The sequence below is a fragment of the Aquimarina sp. EL_43 genome (genome assembly GCF_943422735.1).
In the GTDB taxonomy this organism is placed as follows: Bacteria; Bacteroidota; Bacteroidia; order Flavobacteriales; family Flavobacteriaceae; genus Aquimarina; species Aquimarina megaterium.
The window spans coordinates 3,558,279-3,578,845 of record NZ_CALSBR010000001.1 but is presented as its reverse complement, the minus strand read 5'-3'; the positions used below and the strand labels follow the sequence as shown (position 1 = coordinate 3,578,845).

The 20,567-nt window shown below is 33.5% G+C and carries 15 protein-coding genes; 7 read left to right on the top strand and 8 right to left on the bottom strand.

Translation table 11 applies throughout. The features are described from left to right. Window positions 1-31: 31 nt before the first annotated feature. From NNL09_RS15375 to NNL09_RS15360, 4 genes are read right to left on the bottom strand one after another with little or no spacing between them, the layout of a single operon-like run. A complete protein-coding gene (locus NNL09_RS15375) occupies window positions 32-1,126 on the bottom strand; it encodes a DUF5009 domain-containing protein (RefSeq protein WP_317193919.1) in 1,095 nt (364 codons plus the stop codon). Beyond that, on the bottom strand, window positions 1,123-2,958 hold the full coding sequence (locus tag NNL09_RS15370) for a sodium:solute symporter family protein (RefSeq protein ID WP_196909763.1): 1,836 nt from the start codon (window positions 2,956-2,958) through the stop codon (window positions 1,123-1,125). Before NNL09_RS15370 ends, NNL09_RS15375 begins: the two co-directional genes overlap by 4 nt. Window positions 2,959-2,963: 5 nt before the next feature. Beyond that, window positions 2,964-3,689: a LytTR family DNA-binding domain-containing protein gene (locus NNL09_RS15365; RefSeq protein WP_025666393.1), complete on the bottom strand. Its 726-nt coding sequence runs from the start codon at window positions 3,687-3,689 to the stop codon at window positions 2,964-2,966. Then, complete coding sequence (locus tag NNL09_RS15360) at window positions 3,689-4,708, bottom strand: sensor histidine kinase (protein WP_196909762.1); 1,020 nt, start codon at window positions 4,706-4,708, stop codon at window positions 3,689-3,691. The genes NNL09_RS15365 and NNL09_RS15360 overlap by 1 nt, the downstream gene beginning before the upstream one ends. A gap of 247 nt (window positions 4,709-4,955) precedes the next feature. On the opposite strand from NNL09_RS15360, the gene NNL09_RS15355 reads away from it, so the two are divergent. The 6 genes from NNL09_RS15355 (at window position 4,956) to NNL09_RS15330 (ending at window position 16,845) form a co-directional block, all read left to right on the top strand. After that, the gene (locus tag NNL09_RS15355) at window positions 4,956-7,961 is read left to right on the top strand and encodes a carboxypeptidase-like regulatory domain-containing protein (RefSeq protein WP_196909761.1); all 3,006 of its coding nucleotides are present in this window, start codon (window positions 4,956-4,958) and stop codon (window positions 7,959-7,961) included. A 19-nt stretch (window positions 7,962-7,980) separates the two neighbouring features. Next, entirely contained in the window at window positions 7,981-9,591 is a 1,611-nt protein-coding gene (locus NNL09_RS15350; protein ID WP_196909760.1) for a RagB/SusD family nutrient uptake outer membrane protein, read from the top strand. Between the two features lie 127 nt (window positions 9,592-9,718). Next, on the top strand, window positions 9,719-11,635 hold the full coding sequence (nagB, locus tag NNL09_RS15345) for a glucosamine-6-phosphate deaminase (RefSeq protein WP_025666389.1): 1,917 nt from the start codon (window positions 9,719-9,721) through the stop codon (window positions 11,633-11,635). A gap of 145 nt (window positions 11,636-11,780) precedes the next feature. Next, window positions 11,781-12,653: an N-acetylglucosamine kinase gene (locus NNL09_RS15340; protein WP_025666388.1), complete on the top strand. Its 873-nt coding sequence runs from the start codon at window positions 11,781-11,783 to the stop codon at window positions 12,651-12,653. Further along, entirely contained in the window at window positions 12,653-14,956 is a 2,304-nt protein-coding gene (locus NNL09_RS15335; protein ID WP_196909759.1) for a family 20 glycosylhydrolase, read from the top strand. Before NNL09_RS15340 ends, NNL09_RS15335 begins: the two co-directional genes overlap by 1 nt. A 47-nt stretch (window positions 14,957-15,003) precedes the next feature. Next, complete coding sequence (locus NNL09_RS15330; RefSeq protein ID WP_196909758.1) at window positions 15,004-16,845, top strand: Ig-like domain-containing protein; 1,842 nt, start codon at window positions 15,004-15,006, stop codon at window positions 16,843-16,845. Between the two features lie 73 nt (window positions 16,846-16,918). On the opposite strand, the gene NNL09_RS15325 is transcribed toward NNL09_RS15330, so the two are convergent. Together NNL09_RS15325 and NNL09_RS15320 are read right to left on the bottom strand one after the other, a co-directional pair. Further along, a complete protein-coding gene (locus NNL09_RS15325; protein ID WP_196909757.1) occupies window positions 16,919-17,347 on the bottom strand; it encodes a DUF3995 domain-containing protein in 429 nt (142 codons plus the stop codon). Further along, window positions 17,344-18,477: an FAD-dependent monooxygenase gene (locus tag NNL09_RS15320; protein ID WP_196909756.1), complete on the bottom strand. Its 1,134-nt coding sequence runs from the start codon at window positions 18,475-18,477 to the stop codon at window positions 17,344-17,346. Before NNL09_RS15320 ends, NNL09_RS15325 begins: the two co-directional genes overlap by 4 nt. A gap of 85 nt (window positions 18,478-18,562) precedes the next feature. Here NNL09_RS15320 and NNL09_RS15315 point away from each other — a divergent pair, with 85 nt between their 5' ends. Beyond that, window positions 18,563-19,186, top strand: coding sequence for a TetR/AcrR family transcriptional regulator (locus NNL09_RS15315; protein ID WP_025666383.1), 624 nt, complete (start codon window positions 18,563-18,565; stop codon window positions 19,184-19,186). 81 nt (window positions 19,187-19,267) lie between these two features. On the opposite strand, the gene NNL09_RS15310 is transcribed toward NNL09_RS15315, so the two are convergent. Continuing rightward, window positions 19,268-20,029: a type 1 glutamine amidotransferase domain-containing protein gene (locus NNL09_RS15310; protein ID WP_196909755.1), complete on the bottom strand. Its 762-nt coding sequence runs from the start codon at window positions 20,027-20,029 to the stop codon at window positions 19,268-19,270. 65 nt (window positions 20,030-20,094) lie between these two features. Then, window positions 20,095-20,472, bottom strand: coding sequence for a VOC family protein (locus NNL09_RS15305; protein ID WP_025666381.1), 378 nt, complete (start codon window positions 20,470-20,472; stop codon window positions 20,095-20,097). Between the last annotated feature and the right edge of the window lie 95 nt (window positions 20,473-20,567).

Below are 20,567 nucleotides of genomic sequence, written 5' to 3'. Positions count from 1 at the left end.
GTAGTACCCTTATAAATGTTTTTATTATAATCTAGACTTTAATAAATATCTTTTTCTTGTATAAAAAGTATGCCAAAAGTGTATAAAAACCAACAACAACCAATGCATAAAAAAAAGAGGACAATGGTTTATCAATCGACGGGTACACAAAAAATGTTTCAAAAAGAAATTGATGCACCGAAGTTTGAGAATCGATTTTAATCAGATAAAAAGATTTGGCAAATATCATAGAAGAAAAATAGATAATAATTGCATTTGCCCCTACATATTTCGCAAGACTACCAAAATCATGTTTTTTATGATCCATAAAATAATGAAATAGTACTAAAAACAAAGTGGCATATCCCGATGTGACCAATACAAAACTACTGCTCCACAACACTTTATTGATCGGAAAAAAGATACCCCATAAATACCCTATGATCATAAAACCTCCTCCCATTGCCGCCAATAAAACAAGTTTTCGTTTTGCTGTACTTGCCAAAACCTCTCCAACAAAAATTCCGGTAATTGTTGTTACAATAGCCGGTAATGTGCTAAGTATACCTTCTGGATCATAATCTGGTTTCCAAATATGCCCTTTAAGCAATACGTAATCCAGATAATTAGCCCAGTTATTTGGTCCTCTTTCTTGAGTAGGAGAAGTCCCATCGGGCAATGGAATGTATGCCAACCATATCCAATACCCAACAAGAATAGTAACTGCTATAAAAATTAGCTGTTTTCGATTACAATTCAAATACAATATCGAGGCTACGCAAAATATAATTCCTATTCGCTGCAATACTCCAGGTAGACGTATAGATTCTGTTTCTATGAAAGGGAAATAAGGTAAAAATACATTGATAAATAGGCCTAGTACAATTAATTTTAGACTACGTATTAAGATTTTTTTATATATCGCCCAATCTGCCTTTTTATGTTTGTATACAAACGATATAGATATCCCTACAATAAATAAAAAGAAAGGAAACACAAAATCTGCTAAAGTAAGACCATTCCATTCTGCATGTAACAACGGTGTATACACATAAGACCAATCTCCTGGTGTATTTACCAGGATCATAAGCATAATAGTAAGTCCTCTTAAAAAATCAACAGATTGTATTCGTTTAGTTATCCTCACGACATTAGGTTCTTTCCTATTGATTTCCAAACTCTCGCCAATAAAAAACCAGAAACTAAGGCTAATACCCCTATAATTCCCGCCATGATGTACTCTCCGTAAAGCAAGTTCCCTACAGAAAACAAACAACTATATACCAATACACAACCTAATAGCATTGCTAGAATTCCAGAAGGTACAGACCATTTCTCATTAGATTCTACTATTTTTATCCCCTCTGCATTAGCTTCATCAACAATTTTTTTCCAGCCTGGCCCACCAGGTTGAATACTTTTATAAAAAGAGCGTAAAGTCTCTTTTGATTCTGGTTTAGTTAGATAAGTTGCCACAATCCAAACTATTGAAGTTATAATCACCATAGCTATAAATCTAAACCAGGAAGGAAATACACCTGATATTATTTCTCCGGCATCATTGGTATATCCAAATAATGAATCACCAAGAGGCGTAAAAGTCAAAATTAATGGGATAAGCATTGCAGAAAACATTACGGATATTTCACTCCATGCATTGATTCTCCACCAAAACCAACGCAAAATATATACTAATCCTGTTCCCGCTCCAAACATTAAAATAATGTCAAAAAGCTGCTTGGCATTAGTAAGATAAAGTGCAAATACAGCACTAGTCACCATGAGAACTATTGTAGTAATTCGTCCAACATTTACCAGTTCTTTTTCGCTTGCATCTTTTTTAATTTGTTGCTTATAAAAATCATTAACGATATATGATGATCCCCAATTAAGATGTGTAGATAACGTTGACATAAATGCAGCGCCCAGAGAAGCTAAGACAAGTCCTAATAGTCCTGCCGGGAGTTTTGTTAACATCGCCGAATAAGCCAAATCATGTCCTAATTTACTAGATTCAACATTAGGAAAAGCCTCTTGAATACTAGCAATATCTGGATACATTACTAAAGATGCTAATGCTACCAAAATCCATGGCCAAGGTCGTAGTGCATAATGCATAATATTAAAAAAGAAAGTAGCACCTATTGCGTGGTTTTCATTTTTTGCAGCAAGCATACGTTGTGCAATATATCCACCACCTCCTGGTTCTGCACCGGGATACCATGAACTCCACCATTGTACTGCTAATGGTATAATTAAAATTCCAATTAATGCTTCTGTATTAGAAAAATCCGGAAAAAATGAAAGTTTATCAGATACATTTGGGTGAGAGACCAAATTGCTCAACCCGCCCACTTCAGGAAGATTAATCAAATAATAAGAGGCCCCTACTGCACCCACTATTGCAACAAAGAAAAGCACAAAATCTGTATAAATCACTCCTCTAAAACCTCCTAAAGAACTAAAAACAGCTGTTACCACTCCACCTATTAAAACAGTCTGTATTGGCGAAAGTCCAAGCATAATCTGCCCTATTTTAATGGCAGCAAGGTTTACGGCAGCCATGGCAATTATATTAAATACCACCCCAAGATATATCGACCTAAACCCCCTTAAAAACTTAGCGGGTTTTCCACTATATCTCAATGTATAAAATTCTAAGTCTGTCGTAACATTTGATTTACGCCATAGCTTGGCATACACGAATACGGTTAGAAGGCCTGTTAATAAAAAAGCCCACCATACCCAGTTACCAGCAACACCGTCCTGCCTTACAATATCAGTAACTAAATTTGGGGTATCGGTAGAAAATGTAGTTGCTACCATCGAAAAACCTAGTAACCACCATGGCATATTACGTCCAGATAAAAAATACTCTGCTGTATCTTTTCCAGATCTTTTAGATACCACAACTCCAATAATAATTGTGGTTAAGAAAAATGAGGCTATGATTATGTAGTCCAATGTAGTTAAAACCATTATTTTTATTTTAATAAATTTGATTTGTTTTTTAATATTCGTTGTTTGGCATGAGCCGCGTAATTCCTCCCTATAGGAATTCTTTTTTCTCCCACTTCGACAAGGTTTCCTTCTATAGATTTAACTTTATCTATAGCTATGGTATACGATTTATGAATCCTTATAAAATTTTCTGAAGGAAGTTCTTCACTGATACTTGTTAAGGATTTATGTGACATAAACGTATCTTCTAGTGTACTTACCCGGATATAATCTTTAAGACTTTCTATAAAAAGGATATCGGTTAACAAAATTTTCACCAATTTCTTATCTACTTTTAAGAAAATATGAGCCGGTTGAACCAAATCCATAGAAGGTTCATGTTTCTTTATGGCTATAAGTCTTGCCGTTAATTTATTTATAGATTTCAGAAATCGATTAAAAGAAATAGGTTTTACCAGATAATCGAGAACTTCTAGCTCATAACTTTCTAATGCATATTCTTTATATGCAGTGGTAATAATAATCTGGGGATACTCCTGTAAACTTTTTAAAAATTCTAAGCCATTCATTCTAGGCATATTAATATCTAAAAATACAGCGTCAATATCTCCTTGTTCTAATATAGATAATGCCTCTATCGGATTTTTAAAAGTATCAACGATCTGAATGTTCTTAAATTCTTTTAAAAAAGATTCAATAACTTCAATTGCCAAGGGCTCATCATCAATTATGATACATTTAATAATCATTATATAGGGATTTTAAGCAAAATCGAATACTCATTATTTTTTTGTGCTATGTTTAATGTATATTTTTTTGGGTAAAGTATTTCTAATCTTCTTTTTACATTTTTTATTCCAATTCCATTAAGTCTTTTAGTTTCTGATTCATCTTCATAATTATTTTTGGATATAAATATCAATTCATTTTCAAATCTTTCAAAAGAAATTAATAACTCCATTCTATCATTATTCCTAAGTCCATGCTTAAAAGCATTCTCAATAAATGGTAAAAACAGCATGGGAACTACTTTTACATCATCGATATTACCATTTATATCAACTCTAGAATCAACTCGATCACCATAACGCATTTTTTCGAGTTCTATATAATTATCGATATGATCAATCTCCTGCAAAAGAGGGAGCTTTTTTTTACTGGTATCATAAATCACATATCTCATAAAGTTAGATAGTTTTAATACAAGATTAGGTGCTAAATCCGATTTTTTTATTGTTAATGCATATAAACTATTAAGTGTATTAAAAAAGAAATGAGGTTGTATCTGTGCTTTTAAGTATTTTAACTCTGTTTTATATTGCAACTCACTTAGGTCTCTATTCTTATTTTGCATAATCAAAAAATCGACCGTATACTTTATTGCAGAAGTTAGTCCTACAACATACAATTCTCCTATAGCTACTGCTACAATATGATTAAACCCAAATGGATCCAGTCGTCCTTCTACTTCGGGCCAGATATCTTCGGTAACCAATAATAGGTTTAAACCTGATCTTAACATATAATGAACGCCAAGAGACATGCATAAGAAAAGTACATAATGCACATACTTTCTTTTGAATATGAACTTAGGGACCAAATAATAAATATTAAAATATACTAAGATGATGTGTAGAGGAAATTCTACAAGGTTTGATTTTAATGAATACCAATAATCATTAAAATAACTTCCCCATCGAATTACATTAAATGAAAAATAAATAATCCAAAAATATAAATGATATTTTCGTTTAATAGTCCTTTGCACGTTACCCCTCTTTTTTTTAAAAAATCATTAAATAACACCTGTTAAAATCACTTTTTTAACAAAAATTTTTGAAAAATGTAAGGCTATTTATAGAGAAAAACAAAAAAAATGAGAATATCAAATTTTAAAAAAACCGTTATCTATCAATGCATGTCGATTGTTATTAAAACCATGTCGTTGGTCTAAAAAAAATTTTGTTAAATAATTAAAATACTACTTTGAGATCATTCAAAAAACACATATTAATATGAAACAAAAGATTTTAACCCTAACCACTCTATTATTTTTTTCTTTTCTGAGTTTTGGGCAGGGAACCCAAATAACGGGGACAGTAACGGGAGCTTCAGATGGTGTGCCACTACCTGGAGTTAATATTATTGTAAAGGGAACTACAAATGGAGTACAGACCGATTTTGACGGAAATTACACAATCACTGCAGCAGCAGGAGACGTAATTCAGTTTTCCTATTTAGGAATGTCAGATAAAGAAATTACTGTAGGTAGTGAAACAGTAATAAATGTTCAATTGCAAGAAGATGCTGAACAATTAGAAGATGTAGTAGTAACTGCACTGGGGATTCAAAAAACCAGAAAATCACTTACTTATGCAGCTCAGGATATTAAATCTGATGAGCTAACAAAAATCAAAGATGCCAACCCTATCAACAGTCTTTCGGGTAAGGTATCTGGTCTTGTTGTAAACAGAAGTGCTTCTGGTGTTGGTGGATCGGTAAAAGTAACTTTACGAGGTAATACTTCTACCAGAAATAACCAACCATTATACGTTGTAGATGGTATTCCTTTATTAAACAATTCTGCGATTCAACCTAATAGTACATTTGGTGATATCGAAAATGCAGGAAATAGAGATGGTGGAGATGCTCTATCCTTGATCAATCCAGATGACATTGCAAGTATTAGTGTTCTAAAAGGAGCTTCGGCTTCGGCTTTATATGGTAGCCAGGGATCTAATGGTGTGATATTAATTACTACTAAGAAAGGTAAATCAGGAAGTTTTAGAACAAATGTATCTTCTAGTTTCACAGTAGATAACGCTGCTTATTTACTTGATTTTAATGATCGTACAGAAAAAAACATAGATGACTTCTTAGAAACAGGAACAACTGCAATTAATTCATTGTCAGTATCAGGAGGAACAGAAAATGCTCAAACTTATTTCTCGTATGCAAATACACAAGCATCAGGAATACTTCCTACTCACAATGTAAAAAAGCATACTCTTAATATTAGAGAAACGGCTAAACTATTCGATAACAAGTTAACTGTTGATGCCAATATCTTGCTTTCAACTCAAAAAATACACAATAAGCCTGTTTCTGGTTTATATTATAATCCATTAGTAGGAGCAACAGCATTTAATTCGGATACAGAAACTTTAAGTAATTATAGAGTTTTTGAAGAATTTAATGTAGATAGAAATTTAATGGCGCAACGTTGGTTTAGAGGAACTTCTGATATCGAACAAAACCCATATTGGATAATCAATAGAAATGCCAGTGATGATCAGAATCAAAAAGTTTTGGCATCTGTTTCTTTAAAATACAGGTTTAATGATTGGTTAACCGTTCAAACCAGAGGAAGTTATGACAAAAACTTTTATAAGTTTGAAAGAAGAATTCACGCAACTACCGATGGAACGTTATCTGCTTCAAATGGTCGTTATTTATTAAATGATGTAGAGGATACTCAGATCTATGGTGATATCATAGCTACTATTAATACTCCTCTTTCAGATAGTTTTAATTTAACCGCTAATATCGGTACTAGTATCAGAAAATCAGATTTAGGCGAAAGCACCTTATTAGATTCTGGTGTAGGAGGTAATTTAAAAATACCAAACATCTTTACGCTTTCTAATTTTGTAGTTGGTACAGTAGGGGTTAATCCAATATTAAAAGAAACTCAAGCAGAGCAAAAAGAAGTACAATCTCTATTTGCTAGTACTACACTAGGTTTCAAAGATATGTTATACTTAGATGTAACAGCTAGAAACGACTGGTCTTCAACAGTTTCAGACTCTTTCTTCTATCCATCTTTTGGTATTACGGGAGTTGTTTCTGAAATGTTTGAATTACCTGAAGTGATTTCTTTTGCAAAAGTAAGAGCTTCTTATGCAGAGGTAGGTAATGATATACAAAGTTTTGCTAACAATCCAATCAATACTATTGGTACTGGTCCTGGTGGGTTAAACCGTCCTACGGTAAGACCACTTACAGAGCTAAAACCAGAAACTCAAAGATCTTTTGAAATCGGTACAGAATGGCAATTCTTTAATAACCGTTTAGGGTTTGAAATTGGATATTACCAAACCAATACTATAGATCAATTTATGACAATCCAGTCTGCCAGTGGTCAAACCAATGCTAATGGTCAAACAGCAGATCAATTTGCTATCAACGCAGGGGATTTTGAAAATAAAGGTATTGAAGTTTCTATTACCGCAGACCCAATACAAACTGAGAATTTTTCATGGAACACTTCTGTAAACCTTGCTAGTAATAAAAATACTATTAAAGAATTAGATGCTAGATTAGATAGAGATTTCCTAGAATTAACTCCAATAAGTGTTAACTCTTATGCTTTATTAATTGCAGAAGGTGGGTCTTTTGGTGATATTTACGGAAAACGACTTAACAGAAATGCAAATGGATTGCCAATTCGAAATGCAGATGGTAACTTTACTCAAGCGGCACCTGATGCAAATACCAGAGGAGGTTTTGATTTATTAGGAAATGCAAATCCTGATTTTTCTTTAGGATGGAATAATTCTTTTACTTACAAAAACATAACATTATCCTTTTTAGTTGATGGAAAATTTGGTGGAGAAGTAATGAGTCTTACTGAAGCTATCGTTGATGGTTTCGGAACATTAGACAGAACAGGTAGCGTGCGAATTTTTGATGAAGCTACTGGTTCAGAAACTACAATACCAGCTGCAGAATACCATCAGGCAATTGGAGGAAGAGATAAATTTAGTGGTGAATATGTATATGATGCTACTAATATCCGATTAGCAGAATTATCTATAGGATATAATTTTAACCTTGGAGAGAATAGTTTCTTTAATTCGATCAATACTTCTTTAGTAGGTAGAAATTTATTTTTCTTTTATAAAGACGCTCCATATGACCCCAATATATCTTTAAGTACAGGAAACGGACTTCAGGGTGTTGATGTATTCGGATCGCCATCTACCAGAAGTATCGGTTTGAATGTTGGCTTATCATTTTAATTAAAAGGAATAGAATATCATGAAAAATATATTTAAAAAAATAATCATTACTGCTTTTATCTCGGTATTTGTACTCTCATGTACAGACGATTTTGAAGCATTAAATACAGATCCTAATGGATTAACGGATGCACAAAGTGAAGCCGATTTTATTAATGTAGGTGGACCATTTAATCCTATCTTTTTAAACCTGTACAGGTATGATCCTGCATGGCATACACAGTTACAGCATAATCTAAATGCAGATACTTTTTGTGGATATATGGCCCCACCAAGACCATTTGCAGGAGGAGCAAATACCACAAACTATAATTTTATTGATTTTTGGGATCAATTCCCTTGGGATATCCCATACTCCTCTACTGGAGTTATGCAAAATGCTGCATTAGTCAAAGAGCGTGGAGAAGAAAAATTTCCATTAATCTATTCGGTTGCAAAAATACTAAGAGTCGAAGGTATGCATAGAGTAACAGATGTATATGGTCCGATTGTATATTCAAAATTTGGAGTACCAGGAGCATCTTTTCCAGAATATGATACTCAACAAGAAGTATACAACCAGTTCTTTACTGAACTTGATGAAGCAATCACCACTTTATCTACAGACCCAACCAATGAGCAGTTCACTAATTTTGATCTTGTATATGGTGGAAATTATGAACAATGGATAAAATTTGCCAATACACTTCGATTACGTTTAGCTATTAGAATTTCGAAAGCAGATGCTGCTAAGGCAAAAACTGAAGGAGAGAAATCACTAGCACTTGGTGCAGGGCTTTTAGAAACTAATGCTGATAATTTTATTATTAAAGGAGGAGCAAAACATCCATTAACTGTTTTTAATTCTGAGTGGAATGACGTTCGTATGAACGCTTCTATGGAGTCTATACTAGTTGGTTATAACGATGCCAGAGGTCCTGTTTTATTTGAAGAATCTACAGTAACACCTGGATCTCTAAAAGGATTAAGAAGTGGATTACCATTATTAGACGGGTATACTGATGATATTGATCAAAAAGGAGATTATGTTGGTTTTTCTAGATTAGGAAATTCTTATATAGTAGATAAAACTCCAACTACAGATATCCAATTAATGACTGCTGCAGAAGCATATTTCTTAAAGGCAGAAGCTGCCTTAAGAGGATGGGCTGGTGCCGGTGATGCGCAATCAAATTATGAAATGGGAATCACAACTTCTTTTGAGCAACACGGCGCTGCTGGGGCATCAACCTACATTGCTGATAATGCCTCTATACCTATTGATTATGTTGACCCTGTCGGATCTCATAGTACTCCTGCATTAAGTACGATTACTATAGCCTGGGATGGCGGAGCAACAAATGAAGAAAAATTAGAGCGAATTATTACTCAAAAATGGATCGCTATGTTCCCTGATGGACAAGAAGCATGGAGTGAGTTTAGAAGAACAGGATATCCAAAAATATTCCCTTCGGTAGCTAATAATAGTGGAGGTACGGTAGATACTGATATTCAAGTAAGAAGATTACCTTTCCCAGCTAGTCAGCGAAGTACTAACCCACAAGGAGTAGCGCAAGCAAGAACACTTCTTGGTGGTGCTGATAACGGAGGAACCCGACTATGGTGGGATGTTCCTGGTGGAAATTTTTAAAAAATTTGAGTTAGCCAAATAATACTGATAAAAGAGATGGATAGAGCAATATCTCTCGACTCCATCTCTTTTCATCAAAAGCCTTGAAATAATAAAAACAATAAAAATATCAAACTCTTGAGGAAAAATGATCCAGGAAATTGAATATAAACAGGTAGGACAGTTTGAAAAAACGAAGTTTGAGAAGATTCATAATGAAATATTTCCCGATTCTTCGACAGCTTCAAAACTTGTTGCCCACGAAATTGCAACACTAATTAAACAAAAGCAAGAAGAAGGAAAACTTTGTGTACTCGGTCTGGCTACAGGTTCTTCACCTATAAAAGTATATGAAGAATTGGTAAGCCTACATCGTTCTGGAGAGTTAAGCTTTTCAAATGTAGTTACTTTTAATCTGGATGAATATTATCCTATGGATACAGGTCACCAGCAAAGTTATTATCATTTTATGCATCAACACTTATTTGATCATGTAGATATTAACCCAGAAAACATCAACATTCCTGATGGCACCATTCCTGTTACAGAAATGGATCAGTACTGCATTGATTACGAAATGAAGATCAAAAAGTATGGTGGATTAGATTTTCAACTCTTAGGAATTGGTAGAACAGGACACATTGGCTTTAATGAGCCTGGATCACACCCTAATTCGGGAACACGAATCATCACATTAGATCATGTAACTAGAACTGATGCCTCATCTGATTTTAATGGTTTAGAAAATGTTCCTAAAAAAGCGGTTACTATGGGAATAAGTACCATAATGAAATCCAGAAGGGTGTTACTATTAGCCTGGGGGCATAAAAAGGCTACAGTAGTAAAACAAACCATAGAAGGTGAAATTACATCCAACATCCCCGCATCTTTTTTACAAGAACATAAAAATACTACGATCATCCTTGATTCTGAAGCAGCTTCTGAACTTACACGAATCAAAACACCATGGCTTGTAGATCAATGCATTTGGAAAGAACAATTAAAATTTAAAGCGGTAACCTGGTTGAGTCAAGAACTTAATAAACCTGTCTTAAAACTTACAGATAAAGATTATAATGATAATGGAATGTCTGGCCTTTTGGCAGTTGAAGGGTCGTCTTATGATTTAAACATTAAGATTTTTAATAAACTTCAGCATACCATTACAGGTTGGCCAGGAGGAAAACCAAATGCAGATGATACCAACAGGCCCGAGAGAGCTCTACCTGCAAAAAAGAGGGTTTTAATTTTTAGCCCTCACCCAGATGATGATGTTATATCAATGGGAGGAACATTCTTAAGATTAATCGATCAAGGACATGATGTACATGTTGCTTATCAGACTTCGGGTAATATAGCCGTTACAGATGATGAAGCCTTAAAATTTTCTGAGGTAGCCAATAGTGTTCACCCAGGTAAAGATGAAGATACTTTTAAGAAGGTTATAGCATTTCTTAAATCAAAAAATCCAGGTGATATTGATATACCAGAAGTTCGTTTAATTAAAGGATTAATTCGAAGAATGGAATCTTTGGGAGCTACTCGTTATTTTGGATTAGATGATGATAAAGTTCATTTTCTCGATCTCCCATTTTATGAAACCGGGAGAATTAGAAAAAATCCTCTGGGAGAAAAAGATGTAGCCCTTACAGCAGATATTATCGAAAAAATAAAACCACATCAAATATATGCAGCAGGTGATCTTGCCGATCCTCATGGAACTCATAAAGTTTGTCTAGATGCTATTTTTGAGGCTGTTAACAACCTAAAAAGTAAAAGTTTCATGAATGATTGTTGGGTATGGCTATATAGAGGTGCCTGGCAAGAATGGGACGTTTCTGAAATTGAAATGGCTGTACCTCTAAGTCCACACGAAGTATCCAAAAAAACTAATGCTATCTTATATCACCAATCCCAAAAAGACAGGGTGATGTTTCAAGGAGAGGATTCTAGAGAGTTTTGGTTAAGAGCTCGTGAAAGAAATAGAAATACAGCGATATTATATGATAAGCTTGGTCTTGCAGATTATGAAGCTATAGAAGCTTTTAAGAGATATATATTTTAAAAAATTAATGCTTTGTTTGTTAGATAAATTTTTGCAAAAAACAACCTTCCCTCATGTATTGAGGGAAAGTTGCTTTTAAAAAAGAATCTCTTCGTTATGCATCAACAATAAGACAGTACATAAATGATAAATAAACTAATGACTAATGATATTATTTGCAGATAGCGGTTCTACTAAATGTGATTGGGTTCTTGTTAAAAATGATGGAGAACTCGTTCACAAAACTAAAACCGATGGTATAAATCCTCTTTTACTTTCTGACGATACTATCATAAATATTGTTCAAAAAGCAGATACCATACTTCAAAAAAGAGATCTTATTCATAAGATTTACTTTTATGGAGCAGGGTGTGGTGAGGCCGATGCTAAGAAAAAAATAGCTCTCGTATTGCAATCCATATTTAAAAATGTAACATCTATTGTTATAGAAGAAGATATTATCGGAGCTGTAAAAGCTACAACAGAAAAACCAAGTGTGGTATGCATTTTGGGAACAGGAGCAAATTGCTGCTATTTTGATGGAGTAAACGTTATTCAAAAATCTCCTGCTTTAGGATATCTATTAGCAGATGAAGGGAGTGGTAACTATTTGGGGAAAAAATTAATTAAAGATTATTTTCTAGGTAAAATGCCAGCAGATACGGCCTCATTATTTAAGAATGATTATACTACCGAGCTTAATCAAATTCTTGATGAATTATATTGTGCTGATCACCCTAATAAGTATTTAGCTTCTTATGCTAAGTTCATTTTTAGAAATCGGGGAAATGCTTATCTCGAAGAAATTTTACATCATGGTGTTTCAAAATTTATAAGTACTTACCTTTTTCAGTATAAAGAAGAATTATCTAAATACCCTATACACTTTGTTGGTTCGGTAGCATACTACTCACAAGATATTATAAAAAAATTATTAGATGATCGTGGTTATCGGGTTAAGGGTTTTGTAAAAAAACCAATAGACCATTTAGTTAATCGCCTGATCACGCAAAGAATTTCTCAAAAAACAAGTCAGTAATGAGTTTACGAATTATACCCATCTTTTTTTTAATTTTCATGGCCTGCAAAAGTCCTGATTCATCATCTCCTGTTAATCGATCTTTGAGTATTACCCCCATACCTTTCAAAGTAGATACAAAACAAGGATATTTCGAGATCAACAAAAAAACTACTTTTCAATGTAATGACACATCTTCAGAGGTTATTGCAAGTTTTTTTATCGAAAAAATCAAGACTTTTACAGGTCATTCTTTTTCAATGCATAGTGAGAATCGCACCAAAAACAGTATTCAATTAATCAAAGAAAGTACTTTGGATTTTGGTGAAGAAGAATATCATCTATCTATATCAAAAGATGAAGTAAAAATAAAAGCTAAAACTGATCAAGGATTGTATTATGGCATGCAGACTTTTATGCAACTTCTTCCGTTATATGATGCTAATCCAAAAAATCAAATGCACCTCCCTATTAAAATCCAGGCTCTAAATATAGAAGATAAACCTCGTTTTGGTTGGCGAGGGATGCACCTGGATGTTTCTAGGCATTTTTTCTCTATCGATTTTATCAAAAAACAACTTGATATATTATCACTTTTCAAGATCAACAAATTTCATTGGCATCTTACCGATGATCAGGGATGGCGAATAGAAATCAAAAAATATCCTAAGCTTACAGAGATTGGGTCTAAAAGGAAAAATAACGATGGTTCGTTTCATCAAGGATTTTATACCCAGGAAGAAATAAAAGAGGTTGTACAATATGCCAAAGAAAGATTTATTGATGTAATTCCAGAATTTGACACACCAGGACATGCCATAGCTATTTTAGCTGGATATCCCGAATTTTCTTGTAGTAAAGAAAAATATGAAGTAAGAAATCTATGGGGTGTAGAATCCAGTATCCTTTGTGCAGGAAAAGAAGAAACTTACACTTTTATAGAAGATGTAGTTCAGGAACTATCTACCCTATTTCCATATGAATATTACCATATGGGAGGAGATGAAGTACCTAAAGATCAATGGAAAAACTCTTTAGAATGCCGAGAGTTGAAAAAACGCGAAGGCTTAAAAGATGAAAAAGAGATCCAAAGCTATTTTATGGCTCGTGTAGAAAAAATCTTATCAAAATTTGATAAAAAAATGATTGGCTGGGATGAAATCCTGGAAGGTGGCATTACTCCTACGACCAATATTATGTCATGGCAGGGAGAAGAAGGAGGAATCAAAGCTGCTAACAAAGGACATGATGTCATCATGACTCCTGCAAAATATTGTTATTTTAACTTTTATCAGGGTGACTTTAAAGCAGAACCATTAGCCTTTGGGGGATATATCCCACTAGAAAAAGTATATCACTACGATCCAATACCAAAAGAAATTAAAGACGACAAAAAGAAACATATTTTGGGCGCACAGGGAAATGTATGGACAGAATATGCTTATGAAGACAAAACAATTGAATACCTGTTATACCCACGTATTATAGCATTGGCTGAAACTACATGGTCGCAAAAAGAAAATAAAAAATTCGATGATTTCTTAAATAGATTGAATACTGTTTATGATGTGCTAGAATATCATCATGCCAATTATCATATTCCTCTTCCTGAGGGGCCTACTTCAAATAAAATTGCATTTATTGATAGTGTAAGCATTCCTTTTACCACCACACATCCGGTTAAAATGGTATACACTACAGATGGAACAGATCCAAATGCATCTAGTACAGCATATACCGAACCCTTGCATTTTAAGGAAAATGCAGAACTACGAATTGCCTCCATATTGAAAAATGGAAAAATGAGTAGTATTCGAAAATTGAACATCACAAAAGAAAATCCTATTGCCGCTTCTAATACAGCAAAACTATCTCAAGGGCTTATCATGAAAGAGATAAAAGGGGATTTTAAAAGTATCAATGATATTAAGGATACTACAAAAGTGCATACTTCTGTAGTTCAAAAAATTAAAGATGCTAATACCACTTACCATTGGGGTCATGAAGTGAATAAGAATAACTTCAAAGCTGTTTTTCTTGATGGTTATGTTGATATCCCAGAAGACGGAGTATATTATTTTTCTAGTACTCAGGATCAGGTTTGGATAGGAAATCAACTTGTTATTGATTATAAAACTCCATTAAAAAAACACCCTAAAGAAAGTTCGATCGCATTACAAAAGGGAAAGCATAAATTAAAAATAGTGTATCTAAACAATATAGCAAAAGGTTGGGCTACAGATTGGAATACTGTAGAACTTAAATACAGAAAAGCTTCTGAGGTTGATTATAAAGAAATAAACGAAAACATGATTTTTCATTAGCTGTATAATAACCTCTAAATATTCACAAACTCTTAATTTAATACACAATGAAATTACTTAAAAGATTATCAGTCGTCTTACTCATACAGGTATTCTTATTTTCCTGTACGAATGAAAATTTTTTAGAAGAAGGGGCCGCAGAGGTTCAAAATTCTGAAGCAAATCTAACAGACAAAACAGCACTCACAGAACCTATTGTCTTAGGGTATTTCCCTTCCTGGTCCGAAAGCTGGGCTGGGCCTGGGCAAGGATCTAAACTAAGAGATATTCCAGAGCACATCACTCACGTTTTTTTGGCTTTTGCAAAGCCTAATCTTCGGTATCAAAAAGGTTCTTTAGATATCACTAATACAGGTATTCAAACTCCTTATGGAGGGGATACTTTAAAAGAATCTGTTGCAGCGCTAAAATCAAAAGGAATCAAAGTTATTCTATCTGTAGGTGGAGAAACGTACTGGGGTACAGATGCAGCCTATGACATCAATTATCAACAGATCAAAGATCTTGTAGATGATATGGGATTCGAAGGTGTTGATTGGGATTTTGAACCTAATGGTAGTTTTGCTACTATAGGTGATCCTATAAATGTACAACGCTTTATCGATTTCTTTACAAATTCGAGAGCCATTATGCCAAAAGGACAATACCTATTAGCTTGTGCTCCTGCTGGTGTTGGAGCCTTAGGTGGCGCAAATAATGATGATCCCTCCTCTCCTTTTGCTTATAGTAAAAGAAACACAGTAACAGGAGAGTCTGATACCAACCTATTTAATGCAACTTCTCCTAATCAAGCCATTAGCTTATTTGGTTTTGCTACTACCGGGCATATGATCCCTGTAATGGAGGCTGTTGGTGATAAAATCGATCTTATTGCATATCAAGGATATAATACAGGAGCTGCCAGTAACAGAAAAATCATGTATGATGCCTATAAACATTATTCAAACCAGTATGGGTTTTCTATTGCAGCCGGAGTTCATTATCCTAATGAGCCTTGGGGACCATATTATGAATATACTTATCAAAACGTAGCAGAACTATCTAACCATATTGCTGTAAATAATACCTCTAATGATGGAGTTATGATATGGCAATTATTACTGGGTAATACGACTTCATCGGCATATGGATATCTTCATGTTGCAAGCCAGGTACTAAATGGTACATCACAATCTCAGGCTATAGCAAATGCAGAAAACTATCCAGAATCTCCATACACTGGCGATGGCGGCGGAGGCGGTGGATCAGGCTGTGAATCTGCTCCCTGGAATGCCTCTTCTACTTATAACACGGGACAGGAGGTTGTCTATAACAATAAATTATATCGTGCAAAATGGTGGACCAAAAATGATAATCCATCATCAAATGCAGGAGGTGGACTACCATGGGAATTCGTTCAGGATTGCAATGGTAACGGGGGAGGAAACAATCAATCTCCATCTGTATCTATTACATCTCCTACAAATAATCAATCTGTAACCGAAGGACAATCTATCAATATTACAGCAAATGCTTCTGATACTGATGGAACAATTACGAAGGTTGAATTCTTTCAAGGAACTACTAAACTCGGAGAAGACACAACAAGCCCTTATAGCTATTCCTGGAATAATGCTTCTGTAGGAAATTATACCCTAAGTGCTATTGCTACAGATAATGCTAATGCAACAACTACATCGGCTTCAGTATCTATTACGATTACTTCTTCTGGTGGTGGTAATGGTGGTTCTTGTAGTGGTATTGCAAATTGGGAAGCATATCCAACAGTATATAATGTGGGAGACAAAGTAGTATATCAAGGTACATTATACGAAGCTCAATCGGGACCAATATGGGTAACCCCAGGTAGTGGAGAACACTGGTGGAAAACCATAGGTACCTGTAACTAAAAATAGTTTTTGATTGTTAAAGTCCTCCGACACATTGGATCAGTGAAGGAGGACTTTTTTATATCTGTATTTTTCATTTTATAAGTTGAATTAATATCCCGATTACTCCAATTACCAGGCATAATGGAGAAAATATTTTTGAATCTGCTTTCGAGAATTCGGTATTCTTTATTCTCTTGAAAAAGCCAACATACTTAAACTCTCCAATGGCCCGTAAGATAAAAATAGAAGGAATAAACCAGTATCCATAAATTGTTATCCAATTTGAAATCATAATATTTATAAGTCCTGATTTTATAAGATAAGCCAATCCAAATAAAACTAATACAAGTCCTACCAGTAAGGTTGCAAATTTAGGGATGAATGGCATATTTTCTTCATTGTCTTTTGTAGGAATAACCTTTTTTACGCCCCAAACACCTCCAAAAAGCCAATAGAAATGAAAGCCTCCAAGTACTACAAAAATTAAACATAAAATTATAGATAGTATTGTAGTAATCATAAGTTTGGGATTTGAAAGATGTGTTCAGATTGTTTTCTGTTGAATGAAGAAGGTGTCATGCTCATCAATTGGTTTCGAATTCCGATTAAAATTGGATTTGATAAATGTGCAATTTTTCCAAGCATCCAACTTGCCTTTACTACTTGATGTGCTTTAGGAAGTCTTAATTTTTGAAAGGTTGCAAAAGCTTGATCCACTTCATATTTATGTAAACACTCTGATAGAATATAAGCATCTTCTATTGCCTGGCATGCCCCCTGCCCCATATTTGGGGTCGTTGCATGTGCTGCATCACCAATAAGACAAACCTTTTCTTTATACCAAAAATTAGTTGGTTTTAAATCTGATATTTCTGCTGTATTTATTTGTTCTTTTTTAGTTGAAGAAATTATACTTTTAATAACCGAATTGTACTTATCAAAGTAATTTTCAATATCATGTACAGAAAATTCATTTTTGTCATTTTTGAACGATTTCAAGGCATACCAATATACTTTATCCTTTGCTATTTGAACAAACCCGAATCGGTCTCTTTTTCCCCAGGCTTCATTTAGTTCGTTTTTGTATACACCAGGAAGTTTAAAGTCTGTTACTCCTCTCCAACAAACTTGCTTAGCATTTCTTATTATAGTCTCTGGAAACAAGCCTTGTCGCACAACCGATTTTAGCCCGTCTGCACCAATGAGTATTGAAGATTGAATTTGTTTTCCATTTTCAAACGTTAGTGAATATCCATTATCGTTTGATTTTACCTTTTTTAAACGATGATTTAAGTGTATTTCATTAGATTTTAATTCGTTAATTAAAATTTGTTGTAAAACACCCCGATGAATTGCAATATTCTTTACTTTATGCTTTTTTTCGAAAAAAGATAAATTAACTTTAGAGATGGGATTTAGATCTGCTTTAGTAATATTAATCGAAGCAATGTAATTTCCATTGTCTTCAATTATTTTTCTCAACCCTAGTTTTTCATACATCTGCATTGCATTATTAGCTAAAATAATCCCCGCTCCAACAGGTTTTATATTTTCAGCTTGCTCAAAAATTCTCGTTCTAATCCCCTTTTGTTGAAGTGCAATTGCAGTGGTTAATCCTCCTATTCCTGCTCCGATAATATCTACAGTCATAAATAACAATTGTTAATATAGTACAAATGTACTAAAAAACAATCAGCCTAGTACATTTGTACTAAAAAATAATATCTTTGTATTGATGAATGCAACAAAACAAAAGATTTTAATAAAATCCCTGAACCTCTTTAATGATTCTGGGATTTCAAATGTATCCTTAAGAGCCATTGCTGATAAGGCGGGGATTAGTGTGGGTAATCTGCAATATCATTTCAAAAAAAGAGAAGATATCATTGAAGCGCTCTATTTTCAGTTAGTTGAAAAAATCGACAGTATTCTTTTTATAAAAACCGATGATTTATTGCAATCATTTTTAAATATCTCTGTAGAAATTGTTACTATACTTTATGAGTATCATTTCTTTTTATTGGATTTTATAACTATCACAAGGAGAAATCAGAAGATAAAAAGGCATTATTCTGAGCTTTCAAAACGAAGAGAAATAGAGTTTATAAAAGTTGTAGATGTTCTTATTAAAAATGGGGTATTTCGTGAAGAATTGCTAAAAAATGAATATCACAGTTTATTCAAAAGGATAGAGGTTATTAGTAATTTTTGGTTTTCTTCTATTTTGATTCAAGCCGACGTTTTATCAAGGGAATCTATTGAGCAATACTCATTATTAATAAGCCAAAGTATTTATCCATATTTAACTGATGAAGCAAAAAATCAGTACGACACTATTTTTCCATCTCAGTTGGTTTAATTGGTGGTAACACCTCTTCATAGATAATATGGTGATGTTTATAGCGTATATATATATTATTCATTCTGCTGTGTGTAGTTTTTATTCGCTTTTATTAAGCAATTTTAAAACTTCTTCTGCAACAAATTTTCCACTTGTAGAAAATGATGCGGTTATCAATCTGTTTTCCGAATCAATGACTTCGTAATTCACTTTTTTTTCGTGATTGTATATTTTTAGATCAGCTCCTCTTTTTTGCAATTCTACTTCCATATCGTAAGGTAATAAAGCACCAAAATTCGATTGTTTCATAATGTTTTTCTCATTCCAGGAAGGAAAACTTGTCATTGTTTTATTACTTACCAAATATTCTCCAGATTTCAATTTTACGTCAATAAGCGTTGCTGTCCCATGACCTACTGTTCCGATTACTCCATTTGACTCATAGATTTCGGCTATAATTTTCTGAACTTCTTTATTTTTGTGAGTATCCCAAAATTGTCCATATCCACCGGGAATAAAAACAGCCAAATATTCTTCTTGATTAATGTCTTTGGGCTTAAGGCTGTTTTTGGTCTTATGGTAAAATACATTTGATTTTATGATTGATTTTACTATTTCTGTGGTATCTCCACTATGATATATTGGAATTTCACCTCCTTTTGGTGACATAATATCAACTTGATAATTCTTTTTAGAAAATTCATTAAACGGAATTGCTAATTCAATCAAATAAGTTCCGTTTGGTTTGCCTCCCATCTTGTTAACGCTAGTGGTTATAAACAATATCTTGTTTTTTTCTACTCTCTTATTACAAGAAATCATTAAAAAGACGAATAACAATAGTGTATAATATTTTTTCATTTTATTTTTTGCTTATGATGAGTATACATGGCCTTGTACTATTCTTTACAGTGTTGCACATAGTTTTATTCTGGTTTTGTATATGTAACCAAATCAATACCTATTCCGTTAGGATCTACAATAGCAAAGTGTCTGTCTCCCCATGATTCGTTGCGTATGTCGATTTCAACTTTTACACCTTTCTTTTTAATTTCAGTATAGATTTTATCTACATCATCAACTTCAATAGTAAGGTACATACCATTACCTGCAAAGGGCTTTTGAAATATAGGTTTTTGTGTTGGATGATTAGGTAGTAAAAAACTAATTTCAGCTTGATGATTAGGGGTATGCATTAGCAGATAAAATTCATTTTCAAATGTAACTCCAAAATCGAGCACTTTTGTGTAAAACTCTTTAGTTTCGGTTAATTTTTCGGTGATAATTCCTGCATTTAGTTTCATAGTTTTTAAATTTTGATCTGTCTGAGAAAATACTTGTGTGGTAGCTAATAGAATAAATGTGATTTTAAAAATTTGTTTCATCATTTTAAGTTTTT